At 53.7% G+C, this 15,403-nt stretch carries 18 protein-coding genes; 13 read left to right on the forward strand and 5 right to left on the reverse strand.

Features of this window, described 5'->3' with window-relative positions:
- Positions 1-5 precede the first annotated feature (5 nt).
- From GSQ62_RS14055 to GSQ62_RS14065, 3 genes are all read left to right on the forward strand, one after another.
- Complete coding sequence (locus tag GSQ62_RS14055; protein WP_161890090.1) at positions 6-647, forward strand: immunoglobulin-like domain-containing protein; 642 nt, start codon at positions 6-8, stop codon at positions 645-647.
- 25 nt (positions 648-672) lie between these two features.
- Positions 673-1,200, forward strand: coding sequence for a lipid-binding protein (locus GSQ62_RS14060; RefSeq protein ID WP_161890091.1), 528 nt, complete (start codon positions 673-675; stop codon positions 1,198-1,200).
- Positions 1,201-1,288: 88 nt separating this feature from the next.
- The gene (locus GSQ62_RS14065; RefSeq protein ID WP_161890092.1) at positions 1,289-2,026 is read left to right on the forward strand and encodes a hypothetical protein; all 738 of its coding nucleotides are present in this window, start codon (positions 1,289-1,291) and stop codon (positions 2,024-2,026) included.
- 83 nt (positions 2,027-2,109) lie between these two features.
- Here GSQ62_RS14065 and GSQ62_RS14070 read toward each other — a convergent pair whose 3' ends face one another.
- From GSQ62_RS14070 to GSQ62_RS14090, 5 genes are all read right to left on the reverse strand, one after another.
- The gene (locus GSQ62_RS14070) at positions 2,110-2,826 is read right to left on the reverse strand and encodes an SAM-dependent methyltransferase (protein WP_161890093.1); all 717 of its coding nucleotides are present in this window, start codon (positions 2,824-2,826) and stop codon (positions 2,110-2,112) included.
- A 287-nt stretch (positions 2,827-3,113) separates the two neighbouring features.
- On the reverse strand, positions 3,114-3,884 hold the full coding sequence (locus tag GSQ62_RS14075; RefSeq protein ID WP_161890094.1) for an alpha/beta fold hydrolase: 771 nt from the start codon (positions 3,882-3,884) through the stop codon (positions 3,114-3,116).
- Between the two features lie 107 nt (positions 3,885-3,991).
- Entirely contained in the window at positions 3,992-5,044 is a 1,053-nt protein-coding gene (selD, locus tag GSQ62_RS14080) for a selenide, water dikinase SelD (RefSeq protein WP_161890095.1), read from the reverse strand.
- 3 nt (positions 5,045-5,047) lie between these two features.
- Positions 5,048-6,076, reverse strand: coding sequence for a tRNA 2-selenouridine(34) synthase MnmH (gene mnmH / locus GSQ62_RS14085; RefSeq protein ID WP_161890096.1), 1,029 nt, complete (start codon positions 6,074-6,076; stop codon positions 5,048-5,050).
- 3 nt (positions 6,077-6,079) lie between these two features.
- A complete protein-coding gene (locus GSQ62_RS14090; RefSeq protein ID WP_161890097.1) occupies positions 6,080-6,793 on the reverse strand; it encodes a pyridoxine 5'-phosphate synthase in 714 nt (237 codons plus the stop codon).
- A gap of 176 nt (positions 6,794-6,969) precedes the next feature.
- Between GSQ62_RS14090 and GSQ62_RS14095 the strand changes: the two genes are divergently transcribed.
- The 10 genes from GSQ62_RS14095 (at position 6,970) to GSQ62_RS14140 (ending at position 15,396) form a co-directional block, all read left to right on the forward strand.
- On the forward strand, positions 6,970-7,431 hold the full coding sequence (locus tag GSQ62_RS14095; protein WP_161890098.1) for a GatB/YqeY domain-containing protein: 462 nt from the start codon (positions 6,970-6,972) through the stop codon (positions 7,429-7,431).
- Between the two features lie 174 nt (positions 7,432-7,605).
- Positions 7,606-8,124: a CvpA family protein gene (locus GSQ62_RS14100; protein ID WP_161890099.1), complete on the forward strand. Its 519-nt coding sequence runs from the start codon at positions 7,606-7,608 to the stop codon at positions 8,122-8,124.
- Positions 8,125-8,292: 168 nt separating this feature from the next.
- Positions 8,293-8,862 (forward strand): anthranilate synthase component II, encoded by a 570-nt coding sequence (locus GSQ62_RS14105; protein ID WP_161890100.1) that lies wholly within the window; start codon positions 8,293-8,295, stop codon positions 8,860-8,862.
- A gap of 50 nt (positions 8,863-8,912) precedes the next feature.
- Positions 8,913-9,689, forward strand: coding sequence for an alpha/beta fold hydrolase (locus tag GSQ62_RS14110; RefSeq protein WP_161890101.1), 777 nt, complete (start codon positions 8,913-8,915; stop codon positions 9,687-9,689).
- Complete coding sequence (locus tag GSQ62_RS14115) at positions 9,686-10,351, forward strand: CBS domain-containing protein (protein ID WP_161890102.1); 666 nt, start codon at positions 9,686-9,688, stop codon at positions 10,349-10,351. Before GSQ62_RS14110 ends, GSQ62_RS14115 begins: the two co-directional genes overlap by 4 nt.
- Before the next feature lie 42 nt (positions 10,352-10,393).
- A complete protein-coding gene (locus GSQ62_RS14120; protein ID WP_237586632.1) occupies positions 10,394-11,752 on the forward strand; it encodes a POTRA domain-containing protein in 1,359 nt (452 codons plus the stop codon).
- 10 nt (positions 11,753-11,762) lie between these two features.
- On the forward strand, positions 11,763-12,650 hold the full coding sequence (locus GSQ62_RS14125) for an NAD kinase (protein ID WP_161890104.1): 888 nt from the start codon (positions 11,763-11,765) through the stop codon (positions 12,648-12,650).
- A gap of 115 nt (positions 12,651-12,765) precedes the next feature.
- Positions 12,766-13,752: a DUF6089 family protein gene (locus GSQ62_RS14130; protein ID WP_161890105.1), complete on the forward strand. Its 987-nt coding sequence runs from the start codon at positions 12,766-12,768 to the stop codon at positions 13,750-13,752.
- Positions 13,753-13,801: 49 nt separating this feature from the next.
- Positions 13,802-14,593 (forward strand): type IX secretion system protein PorG, encoded by a 792-nt coding sequence (gene porG / locus GSQ62_RS14135; protein WP_161890106.1) that lies wholly within the window; start codon positions 13,802-13,804, stop codon positions 14,591-14,593.
- A 59-nt stretch (positions 14,594-14,652) separates the two neighbouring features.
- Complete coding sequence (locus GSQ62_RS14140; protein WP_161890107.1) at positions 14,653-15,396, forward strand: isoprenyl transferase; 744 nt, start codon at positions 14,653-14,655, stop codon at positions 15,394-15,396.
- Positions 15,397-15,403 lie beyond the last annotated feature (7 nt).

The raw sequence follows: 15,403 nt of genomic DNA on the forward strand, positions 1-15,403 counted from the left end.
AGATCATGAAAAAACTAAAAATAATATACGCCTTTGTAGTGCTGTCAGCCTTCTTCTTTGCAGGTTGTGATAAAGAAGACACGGAAGGCTTATCGAGAATAACTTATTTCCCAACCTTCGAGATGGCAGGTGATGAATTTATGTCGCTTGTACAAGGAGAAACCTATACAGAACCAGGCGTAACTGCAACTGAAGAAGGGACGGAGATAGAAGTTACGACTACCGGAACAGTAGACACAAGCACTCCGGGCGTTTACGAAATAGTGTACAGTGCAACGAACAAAGACGGATTCTCGGGAACCGTAACGCGTACAGTTGCTGTGCTGCCAGAGGCGGAGCAGGAGGGGGTAGACATATCCGGCAAGTATGCAAATACCGGATCATTTGCCTATGTAGCTGATGTCGTTAAACTGGCTCCTGGTTTCTATAGGTCAAGCAACATATGGGGAGGTGGTAGTGCTGCTATTATTCCTGCTTATATTGTTACAACGGATGGTACAAACCTAGTACTACCCACATCTGCTTTAAGTGGCTATGGGCGGGTAGAAGGAACTGGTACTCTGAATGACGCTGGCTTGATGGAACTATCCGTGAGCCTACTAGACCAAGGCCTTGCTAACTCAGCAAGAAAGTGGCAGAAACAATAACTATTTTAACAAATAGATTTAAAAGATGAAAAAGACATATTTATATTTTCTTGCCATCCTGCTTTCCGTTGGCTTCTTGAGCTCATGCGAAAGAGATGCACCAGAAATTGAGTACACTTCAACGTTCCCAGTATCAGGGGAGTGGTGGGTAACTTATAAAGTAGAAACCTCTCCAGGTGTATTTGTGGATGCCGGTGGCGGATATTCAACGCTCCTGACATATAATACTTCGGATAACAGCGGAGACTCCATCTGGATTGATGATCAGGGACATTTCTGGACCTATAAAGTAAAGGCCCCGGTAAATATGCAGAACCTTACCTTTGGGGTTGAAGAGGCACCAAATGCCGCCTATGAGAGTATGGTGACCATAGCCGACGGGAAGGTGCTTCTGAATGCAGCAGAATCTAAAACAGGTGTGCAGACAGACAGCATTTACTTTAAAGTTTCCTTCAGTGATGAAGAGGATGAGGATGAAAATGTAACTCCTTACAATACTATCTACCATGTTTCCGGACATCGAAGAACTGGTTTCTTAGAAGATGATTTTTAACAACAATAAAAAAGGGAGCTTCAAGCTCCCTTTTTTATTGTTAAACTGCTAAATTATATGGCGTTGAAAGGTATTAAATGGCGTTGTTATGGAAATGCGGAATAAAAAATTAATGGCAGTCTGTGCATTGCTCTTGGTTGCATTGAGTGCATCAGCACAAAAGGGCGCGCCAAGGGTGGCAACCCCTCCATTGGACCAGATGACAAACCAGGTAACCGGAGTCGTCAGGAATGATAATATCACGGAGATGGCAGATAAATCAGCTGTAGTAGAGGGGAGCGTTTATCTGAATGATGAATGGAGGCAGGGGAGCCTGTATACATCAGCGGGGCAGGTGCTTGAGAACATCCCCATCAAATATGACATCAGGCATGATGTCATGGAAGTAAAGACGGAGGATGGGGTAAAGGTGCTAAGCGGCATGTACATTAAAAGATTTGAGTGGGTAGATAAAGAGAATCAGGAAAAGGCATTGTTCCTGAATTGCAAGGATTTTGGGCTGAACGAAAGAATATATGCAGGCTTTTTCAGAGTGGTGGTTCCGGGTGCAAAGGTACAGTTGCTGTCTCACACCGAGTTGCAGGTTCAGGAAGCGAACTACACTCCTATTTTAGATGTAGGGGATAAAAAAGCTGAAATCCTTAAAAAAGAGAAGTTTTATATATCAGACGGGAAGCAGGTGCTGGAGCTAAAAGACAAGAATGCCTTCAAAATCTTCGGACCTGAAGAGGGGGAAATGAAGCAGTATGCAAAAAAGAGCAGGCTTAAGATAAGCAAGAGGAACGATGCTGCCTTACTGCTCGCACACTATAATACAAAACATTAGCATCCTCGGTTATGAGAACTGCTTTTGAGGAAATCTCAAAAGGGCAACATCGGGAAGCTAAGGTGTTAGATAGGCATCAGCCTTTACCTATATATCAAAAACACCGCAGGCTGCTTGTGTATGTCCGGCAACTGGTTTTTCCAGTCAGCGATGGTTTTGGTCTGGATGAGTTCGTGTTCGGGGGAGGTGATGTTGGCGGCGATGCAGAGGCGGGTGCCGCCGCTGAGCGTCTGCACCAGGTCTTCGAGCAGCTTGTTGTTGCGGTAGGGCGTCTCCATGAAAATCTGCGTCTGGTCGCGCTGCTGCATTTCCTTCTCCAGGTGGCGGAGCGCCTGCAGGCGAGGTCCTTTCTCGATAGGCAGATAACCATGAAAGGCAAACCGCTGCCCGTTGAAGCCGCTGCCCATCAGGCTCAGCAGAATGGCCGACGGACCGGCGAACGGCACTACTTTTATATGCCTCTGGTGCGCATATTTTACCACCTCCGCGCCGGGGTCCGCCACACCCGGGCAACCCGCCTCCGATATAATGCCCGCGTCTTTCCCTTCCTCCAGCAATGGCTTCAGCGAGGCCTGCACCTGGGCTGGCGTGGCATCCTTATCCACCTGCACAAATGTCAGTTGCTCGATGACAAGCTCCGGGCATATGGTTTTGACGTAGCGGCGGGCGGTGCGCAGGTTCTCCACGATAAAATAGGACAGGTGCTTCACCGCATCTACCACCTGCGGGGATATAACCTTGTCGGCGGTGCCGTCTGCCAGCACAGTGGGGATGAGGTAAAGGATGCCGGGTTTTTTCACGTTGCAGGATTAGGGATATATAACACCGAAAAAGCCAGGCTGCCACGGCATTAAGCGGCTCTGGCAGCGTCATTAGTCAGAATCAGGATTTACAGGATTTTAGGATGAACAGGATATATGTTATAAAATTTCAAGATACCCGCGTTGAGGCTGATGCTAATTTAAGCATGTTTAAATTTTGCTTCTGGAAGCGCGCAGGCAGATTATAGCAGTACGCTTTTGCGGCTTACAGTATAAAACTCAAAAAAGCTTAATCCATTAATCCTGAAAATCCTGATTCTGACTTATTAATCTGTGCTCAGGAAGGTTGTCACCAGGTCATATACCTCGTCCGGGGCTTGCGCATGCACCCAGTGGCCTGCCTCGGGCACAGTCTCAATCTCTACCATCGTAAAGAGGCGCTCAATGTCACCGTATATATCCTCCTGCTTAATATAGCCCGACCTGCCGCCTTTGATGAAAAGCGTGCTCTTCTTGAAAGGGACGTCGGAGGTTACGGCCGCACTTAGATTTTCGTAGTTTTTGTCGATGGCGTCGATGTTCATGCGCCAGGCAAAGGACTTGTCCTCTTTGCGGTACAGGTTTTTCATCAGGAACTGGCGCACGTACTCTTCCTTTATATGTTCGGCCAACTGGGCGTCTATGTCGCTCCGGCTCGTTACCCCCTCCAGTTTCACCGATTGCAGGGCCTCAATAATCTCGTCGTGGTGGGGCGGGTAGGCTTTGGGTGCAATGTCCACTACAATAAGCTTGGTGATGCGGGTAGGGTAGTTGAGCGCGTACTTCATAGCTACTTTCCCGCCCATCGAGTGGCCCATGATAGCCGGTGTCGGGATTTGCAGTGTGTCCACCAGTTCCAGCACGTCGGCTGCCATCAAATCATAGTCCTGCTCATCGGCGTGCGGTGAGCGGCCATGGTTGCGCAGGTCCACCAGGAAAACGTTGTAATGCTCCGCGAGGCGGTTGGCCAGCGTCTGCCAGTTATCCAGCGTGCCGAACATGCCGTGCAGTATCAGCAGCGGCTGCCCGTGGCCTATTTCCTTATAATGTAGTTTCATTTGTCAGGTATCAATTATCATTTAACAATTATCAGCTCACGGATATATGGCTAAGATTGATGGATACGCAAATCTCCAAATTTCCACATCCTCAAATCTCCAAATCTTCAAACCACCCGTATCAGCTTCTCCTCCTTACCCCGCTCTCTCAACACTCCGAAAGGCTGCAGGTGCAGGCCATGCTGCTCGAAAAGGGCGAGCACCTCGCTCCGCCCGGCGGGGTCAACGGCCACCAGCAGGCCGCCGCTGGTTTGCGGGTCGCAGAGCAGGTGTTTCTGGTCTGGGGTGAGGTCGGCTATTTTGTGGCCGTAGCTGTCGAAGTTGCGGTGCGTGCCGCCCGGTATGGCTTTCTGGGCCATATATGCCAGCGCCTCCGGCAGCACCGGCACTTTCTCAAAGTATATATCCGCTGTCAGGTTGCTGCCCTCGCACATTTCGGATAAGTGGCCCAGCAAACCGAAGCCGGTTACGTCTGTCATGGCTTTTACCTGTGGCAGCCGCCCCAGGTCAGCCCCGATTCTGTTCAGCTGCATCATCTGCTGCGGCGCCAGCTGCGCATGCTCCGGCTTCAGGATGCCTTTTTTCTGTGCGGTGGTCAGCATGCCCACACCCAAAGGCTTGGTGAGGTAGAGTTCGCAGCCGGCGGTGGCGGTGTCGTTCTGCTTCAGGTTGGGGATGTCTACCATGCCGGTCACGGCCAACCCAAAAATCGGTTCCGGGCTGTCGATGCTGTGGCCGCCCGCCAGCGGGATGCCCGCTTCGTGGCAAATGCTGCGGCTGCCCTCAATCACGCGTTTCGCCACCTCGGGAGCCAGCTTATCAATCGGCCAGCCCAGCACGGCAATCGCCATCATCGGGGTGCCGCCCATGGCGTATACATCCGAAATGGCGTTGGCAGAGGCGATGCGGCCGAAGTCGTAGGCGTCGTCCACGATGGGCATGAAAAAGTCGGTGGTGCTGATGGCGGCGCGGCCGTGGCCGATGTCATATACCGCGGCGTCGTCGCGGGAGCTGTTGCCGACCAGCAGGTTCTTGTTTTCGGGGTAAGTGATGTCCGTGTGGAGGATGGCGTCGAGCACTTTGGGTGCGATTTTGCAGCCGCAGCCAGCGCCGTGGCTGTACTGGGTAAGGCGTATGGGTTGTTCTGATGTTTCGTTCATGGGTCATATTAAATTTTGCTGCCGGGCAAACTGCAGTACCCGCTGTGCGTTTTCCGCCGGGTCCAGGCCGTTTAGCGGCAGTGGCAGCACCTGCTGCTTTTTGGCCAGTTCGTAAGTGTAGGCCTTGTCGTAATAGGTGAGGGCTACCTCCACCATTTTCTCCATATCCCCGGCTGCGATGGCTTCCAGTGCCTCCGTCGTTGCCAGACCGCCGAGGCGCTTCTTTATTCTCAGGATAGCGCTTTCCAGCAGGGCTTTGTCGGTACGGCAGTACTCTTCGGCCAGTTTCTGTACGCGCAGCTGCTTTGGCAGCTCCAGCACAATGGTAGGCGATGCCTGCATCCGGTCATACAGGGGCTTGGGCATGACGATGCGGCCAATGGTGATGCTCTCATCCTCCAGCCACAGCGGCGCGCTTTCCTCTAACCTCAACAGCTCCATGCCCAGCAGGTTTTCGAAATGCTCGGTGCTGGGCTGCGGCGGCATCCCGATGCTCCCGAACGCGGAGCCTTTGTGATTGGCGATTCCCTCTAAATCCACGGTTTGCTGGCCGAGCTGCCGCAGGTGGGGGAGCAAATCTGTCTTGCCGCTGCCGGTGAGGCCGCCAATCACGAGCAAGGGCCAGGGCTTCCGGAACTGCTCCTGCATCAGATGGCGGTAGGCTTTGTAGCCGCCCTGCAGCAGGTGTACGGTATAGCCGGAGAAGCTGAGCAGCCACGCCATGGCCCCGCTGCGCATGCCGCCGCGCCAGCAATGCACCAGCAACTCCTTGTCCTGCGCCAGTCTGCCCGCCTCCTTCACAAACCCGGACATCTTCGGGCCGAACAAATCCAGGCCAATTAACACCGCCGGGTCGTGGCCCTGCTGTTTGTAGGCGGTGCCGATGACGGCCCGCTGGTTATCATCAAAAATAGGGAAAGAATGCGCCTGCGGGATATGGCCCACCTCGTACTCTTTGGGCGCGCGCACGTCCAGCACCGGCAAAGTTGCCGCCTTCTGTATAAACTCCTCGATAGCTATCGTATTCACCATCGGCTATTTGAGCTGGCGCAGGTAGAGTTGTATCGTGTTCTCCAGCCCCAGGTACAAGGCATCACAAATCAGGGCGTGGCCGATGCTTACCTCATCCAGCCCCGGCAGGTTGTTTTTCAGGTACTTCAGGTTGTCGAGGTCCAGGTCGTGACCGGCGTTGATACCCAGGCCAAGCTCCTGCGCCTTTTGTGCGGCTTTTATATAGGGCGCGATAGCTTTTTGAGGACTGCTGTGATAGTTCTTCGCATAAGCCTCGGTATATAGCTCAATCCGGTCTGTCTCCACCAGCGCGGCGCCCTCCACCATGCCCTCATCGGGGTCCACGAAAATTGAGACGCGCGTGCCGTGCTCCTTCAGCTCCAGGATGGTCTGGGCCAGAAAGTCTTTGTGCCGGATGGTGTCCCAGCCGGCATTGGAGGTGATGGCGTCCGGCGCGTCCGGCACCAGCGTCACCTGCTCCGGCTTCACGTCCTTCACCAGCTTTATAAAATCCGGGGTGGGGTTGCCCTCGATGTTAAACTCGGTGGTGACGATTTCCTTCAGGTCATATACATCGCGGTAGCGGATATGGCGCTCGTCGGGCCGCGGGTGTACCGTGATGCCCTGCGCCCCGAACCGCTCGCAGTCTTTGGCGGCCTGCACCACATTTGGCCTGTCGCCGCCGCGGGCGTTCCGTAGCGTGGCTATTTTGTTTATATTTACACTCAGTTTGGTCATGGCTATATATAATTTGCGTGGCGAGGACGAAATCCTGCCTTTATATATGAATGACTAAAATTACATGAATTTTGTTTAAGATGCTTGTCCGTTGCTTCGGGCGCGGCAGCGTATATAAGATGGCCTGTGGCTTAAAGTGCAGGCCATCACCTCATATAACTCATCAATATAAAACTATGACCTTAAAAGAACGCATCGACGCTGACATTAAACAAGCCATGCTGGCAAAAGAAAAAGGCCGCCTGCAGGCACTCAGGAGCATAAAGTCGCAGATACTGCTGGCCGAAACCGAGAAAGGCGGCATGGAGGGCATCTCCACGGACACAGAGATGAAGCTGCTGACCAAGGCCGCCAAGCAGCGCCGCGACTCCGCCGCACTGTACGCCGGGCAGGGCCGCACCGACCTGGAGGAAGTGGAACTGGCCGAGCTGGCCGTGATAGAGGAGTACCTGCCGAAGCAACTGGACGAGGGCGACCTGCGCGCGCGCCTGCTGGAGATTATCCAGCGTGTGGGTGCCACCGGCCCCTCCGACATAGGCAAAGTGATGGGCGTGGCCTCTAAAGAACTCGCTGGCCAGGCCGACGGAAGAGCTATTTCCACCACGGCAGGCCTCCTGCTCAACAACACCGATTTTTAAAACATGCCCCGCAGGCCGTTGCTCCGGAAACGGCAATGGCCTGTGGGCCCCATAACCCCGCTAAGATTCAGCGAAAAGGATTGCAAGTAAAAGCAAGACTTTCCATATTTGCTCCTGCCACGCAGGCTGCAAATCCTGCGTCATGTGCCTCGCCCTTTTTGTCTTGTGTAGTAAATGAGTACGTTTGATTTCTTCCTGGCAATCCCGATTGCCTATGGCGCTTTTCAGGGCTTCCGGAAAGGCCTGCTGCTGGAACTGGTGTCGTTGGTGGCGCTGGTGCTGGCTATTTTAGGCGGCCTGAAGCTGCTGGACACGGCCCTGCCGATGATGGAGGGCGTGGTGGGCGATGCGCACGGGCTGCTGCCTTACGTTACGTTTCTGATCGTGTTCGTGGCCATCATTCTGCTGATTCACCTCGGCGGGCTGCTGCTGAAAAAAGTTATCGACTTTACGCCATTCGGGTTCTTTGATAATTTCCTGGGAGCCGTGCTGGGTGCCCTGAAGTGGTGCGTGGCGCTGAGCCTGCTGCTGTATGTGTCGGATATGGCCGGTATCAGCGTGTCGGCGGAGACAGCCACCGCCTCAGTGGTGTACCCGGTGGTGCTCAAAACGACGCCCTACGCCCTCGACATCCTGAGCTACGTGCTCCCGTTCGTCAAAGCCCTCATCACCTCCCTGAAGCATCAATTTTAAAGTTAGAGAGTGCGGGAGTTAGAAAGTTAAAGAGTTAGGAAATTGTAGGCGGTAGCTATATATGGTATACATAGTGTCGGGCATATAGGGGACAATTTCAGTAAAGCTGAGAACTACCTAACTTTGGCAGCTTCCTCATACTTACACTCCAACTTTCTAACTTTTCCCATGCTGCTCCTGCTCGACAACTTCGACTCTTTCACCTACAATCTGGTGGATTACTTCGGGCAACTGGGGGTGGAGGCGCAGGTGGTGCGGAACAATGTGCCGCTGCAGGAGATACAGCTGTTGCCTGTAGAGGCCATTGTGCTCTCGCCGGGGCCCGGCACGCCGCAGGCGGCGGGCTCTTTGCCGGACGTTATCCGCCATTACCATACGCGGGTGCCGATGCTGGGCATATGCCTGGGGCACCAGGCGCTGGGCGAGTTCTTCGGGGCCACCCTGAAAAAAGGCATCCGGCCGATGCATGGGAAGATATCCGAGATTATATGCGAGCCGGACCCAATCTTCCGAGGGTTGCCACAAAAAATGCCGGTGGTGCGTTACCACTCGTTGGTGCTGCGCCACACGCCGGAAACTATTCTGCCGCTGGCGCACACGCAGGAAGGCGAGCTGATGGCGTTCCGGCACAAGGCGCTGCCGCTGTATGCGCTGCAGTTCCATCCGGAGGCCGCCCTGACGACATACGGTTTGCACTTGCTCCAAAATTGGCTTACTATTGCTAATATTGCACCGTAAATTGACCGTATACCTCAAGAATACGTTTCTTAAGATAAGTTTGACGCTACATGGATTTACAAATCAGGCAAGATCGGGATTTCCAGTACATAGACGAAGGGGCAGGTGAAGTGCTGCTGCTGCTGCACGGGCTGTTCGGGGCGCTGAGCAACTGGAACGGGGTGGTAGAGCACTTTTCGAAAGACTACCGCGTGGTTATACCGCTCATGCCCATATATGAGATGGCGCTGCACAAGGCCGGGGTGCCGGGGCTGGTGTCGTTTGTGGAGGACTTTGTGAAATTGAAAAAGCTGAAAGACCTGACCCTGCTGGGCAACTCGCTGGGGGGGCACGTGGCGCTGGTATATGCCCTGAAGAACGCGGACATGGTGCAGCGCCTGGTGCTCACGGGCAGCTCCGGCCTGTTCGAGGACTCGATGGGCGGCTCGTTTCCGAAGCGCGGCAACTACCAGTATGTGGAGGAGCGCGTCGGGTATACCTTCTATGACCCCAGAACGGCCACCAAGGAGCTGGTGGACGAGGTTTTCTCCATCACCAACAGCAATGCCAAATGCCTGCGGATCATCGCCATCGCCAAATCGGCGCAGCGCCACAACATGGCCAAGGACATCACAAACATAAAGGTGCCGACGTTGTTGATATGGGGACTGAACGATACCATCACGCCGCCGCTTGTGGCTCACGAGTTTAACAGGCTTATACAGAATTCTGAGTTATATTTCATCGATAAGTGCGGGCATGCGCCCATGATGGAACATCCGGAGAAGTTTAACAGTATTTTAGAGAGGTTTTTAGCCAAGACACCCATAACCGCGCCAGCTACATGATTGCAGAAGAACTCATCAACCAAATGATTCCGCCGCTGAAGCTCTACGACACCGTGGAAAAGGCGCTGCGCTGGATGGATGAGTTCCGCGTAAACGAGCTTCCCGTGGTAAGCAACCGCCGGTATATGGGGCTGGCCACCGAGCAGCACCTGATAGAGCTGACCGACCGCAGCCAGGCTTTGAGAGATCTGGAACTGGAGCACCAGGACGTACATGTGATGCAGCGCCAGCACTTTTACGAGGTGATGGAGGCGGCCATCAAAAACAAGATACAGGTGGTGCCTGTGCTGGACGAGGAGCAGGAGTATATGGGCATCATCACCATCAACGACACCATCGCGGCCTTCGGACAGATGTCGGCGCTGCAGGGGCAGGGCAGCATTTTGGTGTTATCGATGCCCGAGCGGGACTACTCGCTGAGCCAGATAAGCCGCCTGATTGAGGAGGAAAACGTGAAAATCCTGAGCGCCTACGTGTCGCCGGATGAGATGGACCCCTATAAAATCAAGCTCACGCTGAAGCTAAACACTACGGACCCCTCCCGTATTATCTCCACCTTAGAGCGTTTTGAGTACCGCATCACCGCCCAGTTTAACGACGGCAACGGCAGCGAGGTGGGCCGCGACCGGCTGGACATGCTCCTGAAGTACCTTGATATATAAGCCTGCGCGGTGATGCAACTGCGGAGTCTTCTTGTCTTTCTTTTGTTCACGATTACTGCCAGCATACAGGCACGGCCCTGCGAGCAACCCCAGGTAGTGATTGCCGGTATCTCCTTTACGGGCAACGAAATCACAAAAGAGCAGGTGATGCGGCAGGATTTCACGTTTGCCGTCGGCGACACCGTGAACGCTGAGGAACTGGAGCCGCTGCTGGAGGAAAACCGCAGCCGCCTGTTTAACCTGCGGCTCTTTCACCACGTAACGTATGCTTACACCTGCTCCGGCGGTTTGGTGCAGGTGCGGTACGAGGTGCAGGAGCGCTTTTATATATACCCCGTCCTGATTTTTGATTTTGCCGACCGCAACTTTAACGCCTGGCTGGAGAAAAGGGACTGGAGCCGCATAGACTATGGACTGAGCCTGGTGCGCCGCAACTTCCGGGGGCGCAACGAGGAGGTGCGGGTGCGGGTGCAGCAGGGCTTCAACAAGCGGCTGGAGTTTTCGTACCGGATTCCCTATATAAGCCGGGCGCAGAACTTGGGCGCTGAGATAGGGATAGCCGACTACCGCAGCCGCACTGTCAATTACACGAACCTGGACAACAGGCAGTACTTTCATGAGCAGGAGGAAGGGCGAATTATCCGGCGCACCGCTTTTTCTGCGGGCCTCATACACCGGCAGAGCGTGCAGCGGCAGGAGGGCTTCCGGCTGTCGTACCACCACGAGCGCGTCTCCGACACAGTTACGATCCTGAACTCCGCCTATTATAACACAGCCTTGCATGAGCGCCGCTTCGTGCGGACGGAAGTACACAAAGCCATTAATCTACGGGATTATTTTGCGTATCCGCTTTCGGGGAGTTATTTTGAGATTGGGGCCGCGCATACCTTCTTTCTGCAGCAGACAGGCACAGGCTTTACCACGCTGCGGGCCAAGTACGTAAACTACCAAAGGCTGTCGGAAAAGTATTCCTATATGATAGGCGGGGAGGCGCAACTGCGGCTGGCGCGGGAGCATGCTTTCGCCGACAACCTCGCGCTTGGTTTCCGGTCCCTGGTGCGGGGCTACGAGCTGTATGTGGTGGGCGGCCAGCATTACGGGCTCTTTAAGCAGGGGCTAACGCGGCGGGTACTGGACATTGAGGGTATAAAACTGAAATTTATCCGGAACCCAAAGTTTAATAGCATACCTTTGTCGGTGTACCTCAACGCTTTCACGGATGCGGGGTACGTGGTTGACAACGAATTCGGGAAGAATAATCCGCTGACGAACAGGCTGCTGGCGGGAGGGGGGCTGGGGCTGCATGCCGTCACGTTTTACGACATCGTGCTTCGCTTGGAGTACACGCTCAACAAAGAAGGCGACAGGGGTTTCTACTTTAGCAGCAGTTTTCCTTTTTAAGACAAGCACTATGAGAATAGCCATACTCGGGAAACCTTTCAGCGATACTATCGCACCGTTCGTCCAGATGCTCTTTGATGAGTTGCAGCGGCGCAGGGCGGAGCTTTTCCTGGTAGAGCAGTTTCAGTTGTTTCTCAAAAACACCATCAACCTGCCCACGGGCATCCAGACCTTTGGCCGGGGCGACAGGCTGCAGGATGTGGACGTGGTGCTGAGCATCGGCGGCGATGGCACCCTGCTCGACACGGTAACCTATGTGGGGAAACTGCAGATTCCCATACTCGGCATAAACACCGGAAGGCTCGGTTTCCTGGCCACCATTCCCTATGAAAGTATTCTGGTGGCCATCGATGCCTTGTACAAGGGCCATTACGCGCTGGACGACCGGGCTCTGATACGCGTAGACTCCGATCAGGAGGTCTTTGGGGACATTAACTTCGGATTAAATGAGTTTAGCGTATTAAAGCGTGACACCTCGGCCATGATAGTGGTACACACGTATATAGACGGGGAATACCTGAACTCCTACTGGGCTGATGGACTGGTGGTGGCAACGCCGACAGGGTCTACCGGTTACTCGCTTAGCTGCGGAGGGCCTCTGGTGCTGCCTCAGACCAATAACTTCGTTATTTCACCCGTATGCCCGCATAACCTGAACGTCAGACCCATGATTGTGTCAGATAGGAGCGTGATCTCTTTTGAGGTGGAGGGCCGCAGCAGTGGCTACCTCGCCTCCCTTGATTCGCGCTCTACCGCCGTGGACATGCATGTGCAGCTGGCCGTGCGCCGGGAGAATTTCGCGGCCCGCCTCGTGAAGCTCCATCACGTGAATTTTCTGTCTACCCTGCGCAGCAAGCTCAATTGGGGCCTCGACAAGCGGAACGACGTTTTGAAATAATATTAAATATTTGCAATATCATTTCCGGAATTCGCTTTTATCGCTATTTTTGTCTTAACTTAAGTTGGGGAGGCTGTTGCCCATTAAAGCGCCATATATCAGATATATTTTCGTTATGAAAAGATTGTGTACCCTTGCCCTGTTGCTCCTCTTTACCATAACGCTTGCTGCTACTGTTGCCGACGCGCAACGCTTTACGCAGCGTAAGCGGTATGGCTCATTGGGGCTTTCTCTTGGCGCCTCCAACTACTTCGGCGACATTGTGCCGGAACCTGACTTCACGAGTTTCCGTTTCAAGTCTACCCGGCCCAACGTTGGCGTCAGCTACACGCACCGCTACTTTCCGCGCGTGTCGGGGAGAGTGGCATTAAACTGGATGCGCATCATGGGAGACGACAGGCTGAGCGCCTCCGTAGATGAAGGAGAGAACGCCGGGCGCTTCAAGAGAAACCTTTCGTTCCGGAACGACATAAAAGAGCTGAGCGCTGTCGCCATTGTGGATCTCTTCGAGAACCGCAACAACTACCGCCGCCGCCCTGACTTCGTGCCTTACGGCTTTTTGGGTGTGGCTGTGCTGCATCATAACCCAAAGGCGTATTATGAGAACGGCTCCCGGCAGGGCGCAACACCAAATGATATTCCGACCGGGTGGTATGAGTTGCAACCCTTAGGCACCGAAGGGCAGTATGCAGACGGCGACTATCCGGAGCCGTATAAGCGCGTGCAGATATCTGTGCCGTTTGGCCTGGGCGTTCGTTACAAGATTGACAGGTTCTGGGACTTGAACATAGAGATTGGCTGGAGAAAAACATTCACAGATTATTTAGATGACGCCAGTGCTGGCTTTGCCCGTAAATCTGATATTCTGAGCGGGAGCGGAGAGAACCCGACAGCGGCGGCTATTCTCTCGGACAGGAGTGCCGAAACAGGATTCGCTACTACACCGGACCCCAGTGGCAGCCCATATGATGTTGTGCCATACTATGGCTCTCCCATCAACCCGAAAAGAGGCAACAATTCAGACGATGACTGGTATATAACCACAGGTATAACCCTAAACTATATTTTGACGCCGCGCGTTAGAACTCCGAAGTTCAGATAATAGAACGGGGGAGTGCTGCGTTGTTCAGTTGAACTCCGTTTGAATCTACATGGCATTAATTAAATTCAGAGATTCACTCCTTATTTGTCTTGCTATACAAATAGGGAGTGTTTTTTTTAGCTGCAATCTGTTCGCACAGCGTCTTGAGCCTATCTCCACGTCAGAAATTGGCATCGGCATAGGAGGCGCGAATTACAAGGGCGAAATCTCTCCCAACTACCGGTTTCTGAACAACCAGCCGGCGCTTACCGTGTTCTACCGGCGCAATATGTCCGATGCTATCTCACTCCGTGGCGGCCTGATGGGCAGCCACCGCATTTTCGAGAACAACACCTTCAGCGATTCGGTTTACGAGGATGAGCGCCCCTTTCATGCTTTCAGGGAGGGCGAAACCTATCTCAGCATGTTAGAGGTGTCGGCGGTGATGGAATACAACTTCCTCGATTTTTACGACATGCGGCAAAAGCCCAGGCTATCGCCCTCTGTTTTTATTGGCGTGGCGGGTGTGGCATATAACGTGAAACTGGAGCTACATAAGCGCCTACTGCCCGGCGCAAACGGAGACCGCATCAAACCGTTCGAGACTAAGTTGGCAGTGGTGGTGCCTTTTGGCGTGGGGGTGAAGTACGCCCTGAGCAGGCACTGGAACCTCGGTGCAGAATTCGGCGCCCGCAAAATGATCACCGACAAACTCGATAACCTGTCGGGGGAAGATCCGGTGTACCTGGCAAACCCGCATGACAATGACTGGTATTTCTACAACGGTATCAGCATTTCTTACACCTTCTACCGCATCAACTGCCCTCCGGTTTACAAGAAAACGCCCGGCCTTTTAGATTAAGTTGCAATGTTTCACAAATTTGTGATGCTTTTTGTAACTTGCGGGGAAATTGTGTTTTAATGAATCTTCGGGAGAACGTAAACTTAGGCAATTTGCCAAGGCATATAGCCGTTATCATGGACGGTAACGGGCGTTGGGCGAAGCAACGGGGCGGGCTCCGGATATTTGGCCATCAGAACGCTGTGAAGGCGGTGCGCGACACCGTGGAGGCAGCGGCGGAACTCGGTGTCGAATACCTGACCCTGTACGCTTTCTCCACAGAGAACTGGTCGCGGCCAATGGAGGAGGTGTCGGCCCTGATGACACTGCTGGTGTCCACCATCCGCAAAGAAACCGCCACCCTCAACAAGAACAACATTCGGCTGCAGACCATCGGCGACACAGCCAGCTTGCCAAAGGCTTGCCAGCGGGAGTTGCTGGAGGCCATGGACCTTACCAAACAGAACTCCCGCATGACGCTCGTGCTGGCGTTGAGCTACAGTGGCCGCTGGGATATAACGCAGGCGATGCGCCAGGTGGCCCTGCAGGTAGAGCAGGGAAACTTGCAGGCCGATGATATAAGCGAGGCGACAATAGCGGCGCACCTGTCCACGGCAGGCATTCCGGACCCAGAGTTGCTCATCCGCACCAGCGGCGAACAGCGCATCAGCAACTTTCTGTTGTGGCAGCTAGCTTATACTGAGCTTTACATTACGGAGTTGCTGTGGCCCGATTTCAGGAAAGAGCAGCTCTACGAGGCAATCATCTCCTTCCAGCGCCGCGAGAGGCGCTTTGGCAAGACAAGCGAACAAATAATTAAGTGATAAAAAC

Origin of the sequence: Pontibacter russatus, assembly GCF_009931655.1 — a bacterium.
GTDB lineage: Bacteria > Bacteroidota > Bacteroidia > Cytophagales > Hymenobacteraceae > Pontibacter > Pontibacter russatus.

Excerpts from the sequence above, each read along its gene's own strand:
- GSQ62_RS14115 (WP_161890102.1), top strand. The coding sequence starts at position 9,686 with ATGATTGCAGAAGAACTCATCAACCAAATGATTCCGCCGCTGAAGCTC.
- GSQ62_RS14060 (WP_161890091.1), top strand. The coding sequence starts at position 673 with ATGAAAAAGACATATTTATATTTTCTTGCCATCCTGCTTTCCGTTGGC.
- porG (WP_161890106.1), top strand. The coding sequence starts at position 13,802 with ATGGCATTAATTAAATTCAGAGATTCACTCCTTATTTGTCTTGCTATA.
- GSQ62_RS14110 (WP_161890101.1), top strand. The coding sequence starts at position 8,913 with ATGGATTTACAAATCAGGCAAGATCGGGATTTCCAGTACATAGACGAA.
- GSQ62_RS14065 (WP_161890092.1), top strand. The coding sequence starts at position 1,289 with ATGGAAATGCGGAATAAAAAATTAATGGCAGTCTGTGCATTGCTCTTG.
- GSQ62_RS14140 (WP_161890107.1), top strand. The coding sequence starts at position 14,653 with ATGAATCTTCGGGAGAACGTAAACTTAGGCAATTTGCCAAGGCATATA.
- mnmH (WP_161890096.1), bottom strand. The coding sequence starts at position 6,076 with ATGGTGAATACGATAGCTATCGAGGAGTTTATACAGAAGGCGGCAACT.
- GSQ62_RS14090 (WP_161890097.1), bottom strand. The coding sequence starts at position 6,793 with ATGACCAAACTGAGTGTAAATATAAACAAAATAGCCACGCTACGGAAC.
- GSQ62_RS14105 (WP_161890100.1), top strand. The coding sequence starts at position 8,293 with ATGCTGCTCCTGCTCGACAACTTCGACTCTTTCACCTACAATCTGGTG.
- GSQ62_RS14095 (WP_161890098.1), top strand. The coding sequence starts at position 6,970 with ATGACCTTAAAAGAACGCATCGACGCTGACATTAAACAAGCCATGCTG.
- GSQ62_RS14075 (WP_161890094.1), bottom strand. The coding sequence starts at position 3,884 with ATGAAACTACATTATAAGGAAATAGGCCACGGGCAGCCGCTGCTGATA.
- GSQ62_RS14130 (WP_161890105.1), top strand. The coding sequence starts at position 12,766 with ATGAAAAGATTGTGTACCCTTGCCCTGTTGCTCCTCTTTACCATAACG.
- selD (WP_161890095.1), bottom strand. The coding sequence starts at position 5,044 with ATGAACGAAACATCAGAACAACCCATACGCCTTACCCAGTACAGCCAC.
- GSQ62_RS14100 (WP_161890099.1), top strand. The coding sequence starts at position 7,606 with ATGAGTACGTTTGATTTCTTCCTGGCAATCCCGATTGCCTATGGCGCT.
- GSQ62_RS14125 (WP_161890104.1), top strand. The coding sequence starts at position 11,763 with ATGAGAATAGCCATACTCGGGAAACCTTTCAGCGATACTATCGCACCG.
- GSQ62_RS14055 (WP_161890090.1), top strand. The coding sequence starts at position 6 with ATGAAAAAACTAAAAATAATATACGCCTTTGTAGTGCTGTCAGCCTTC.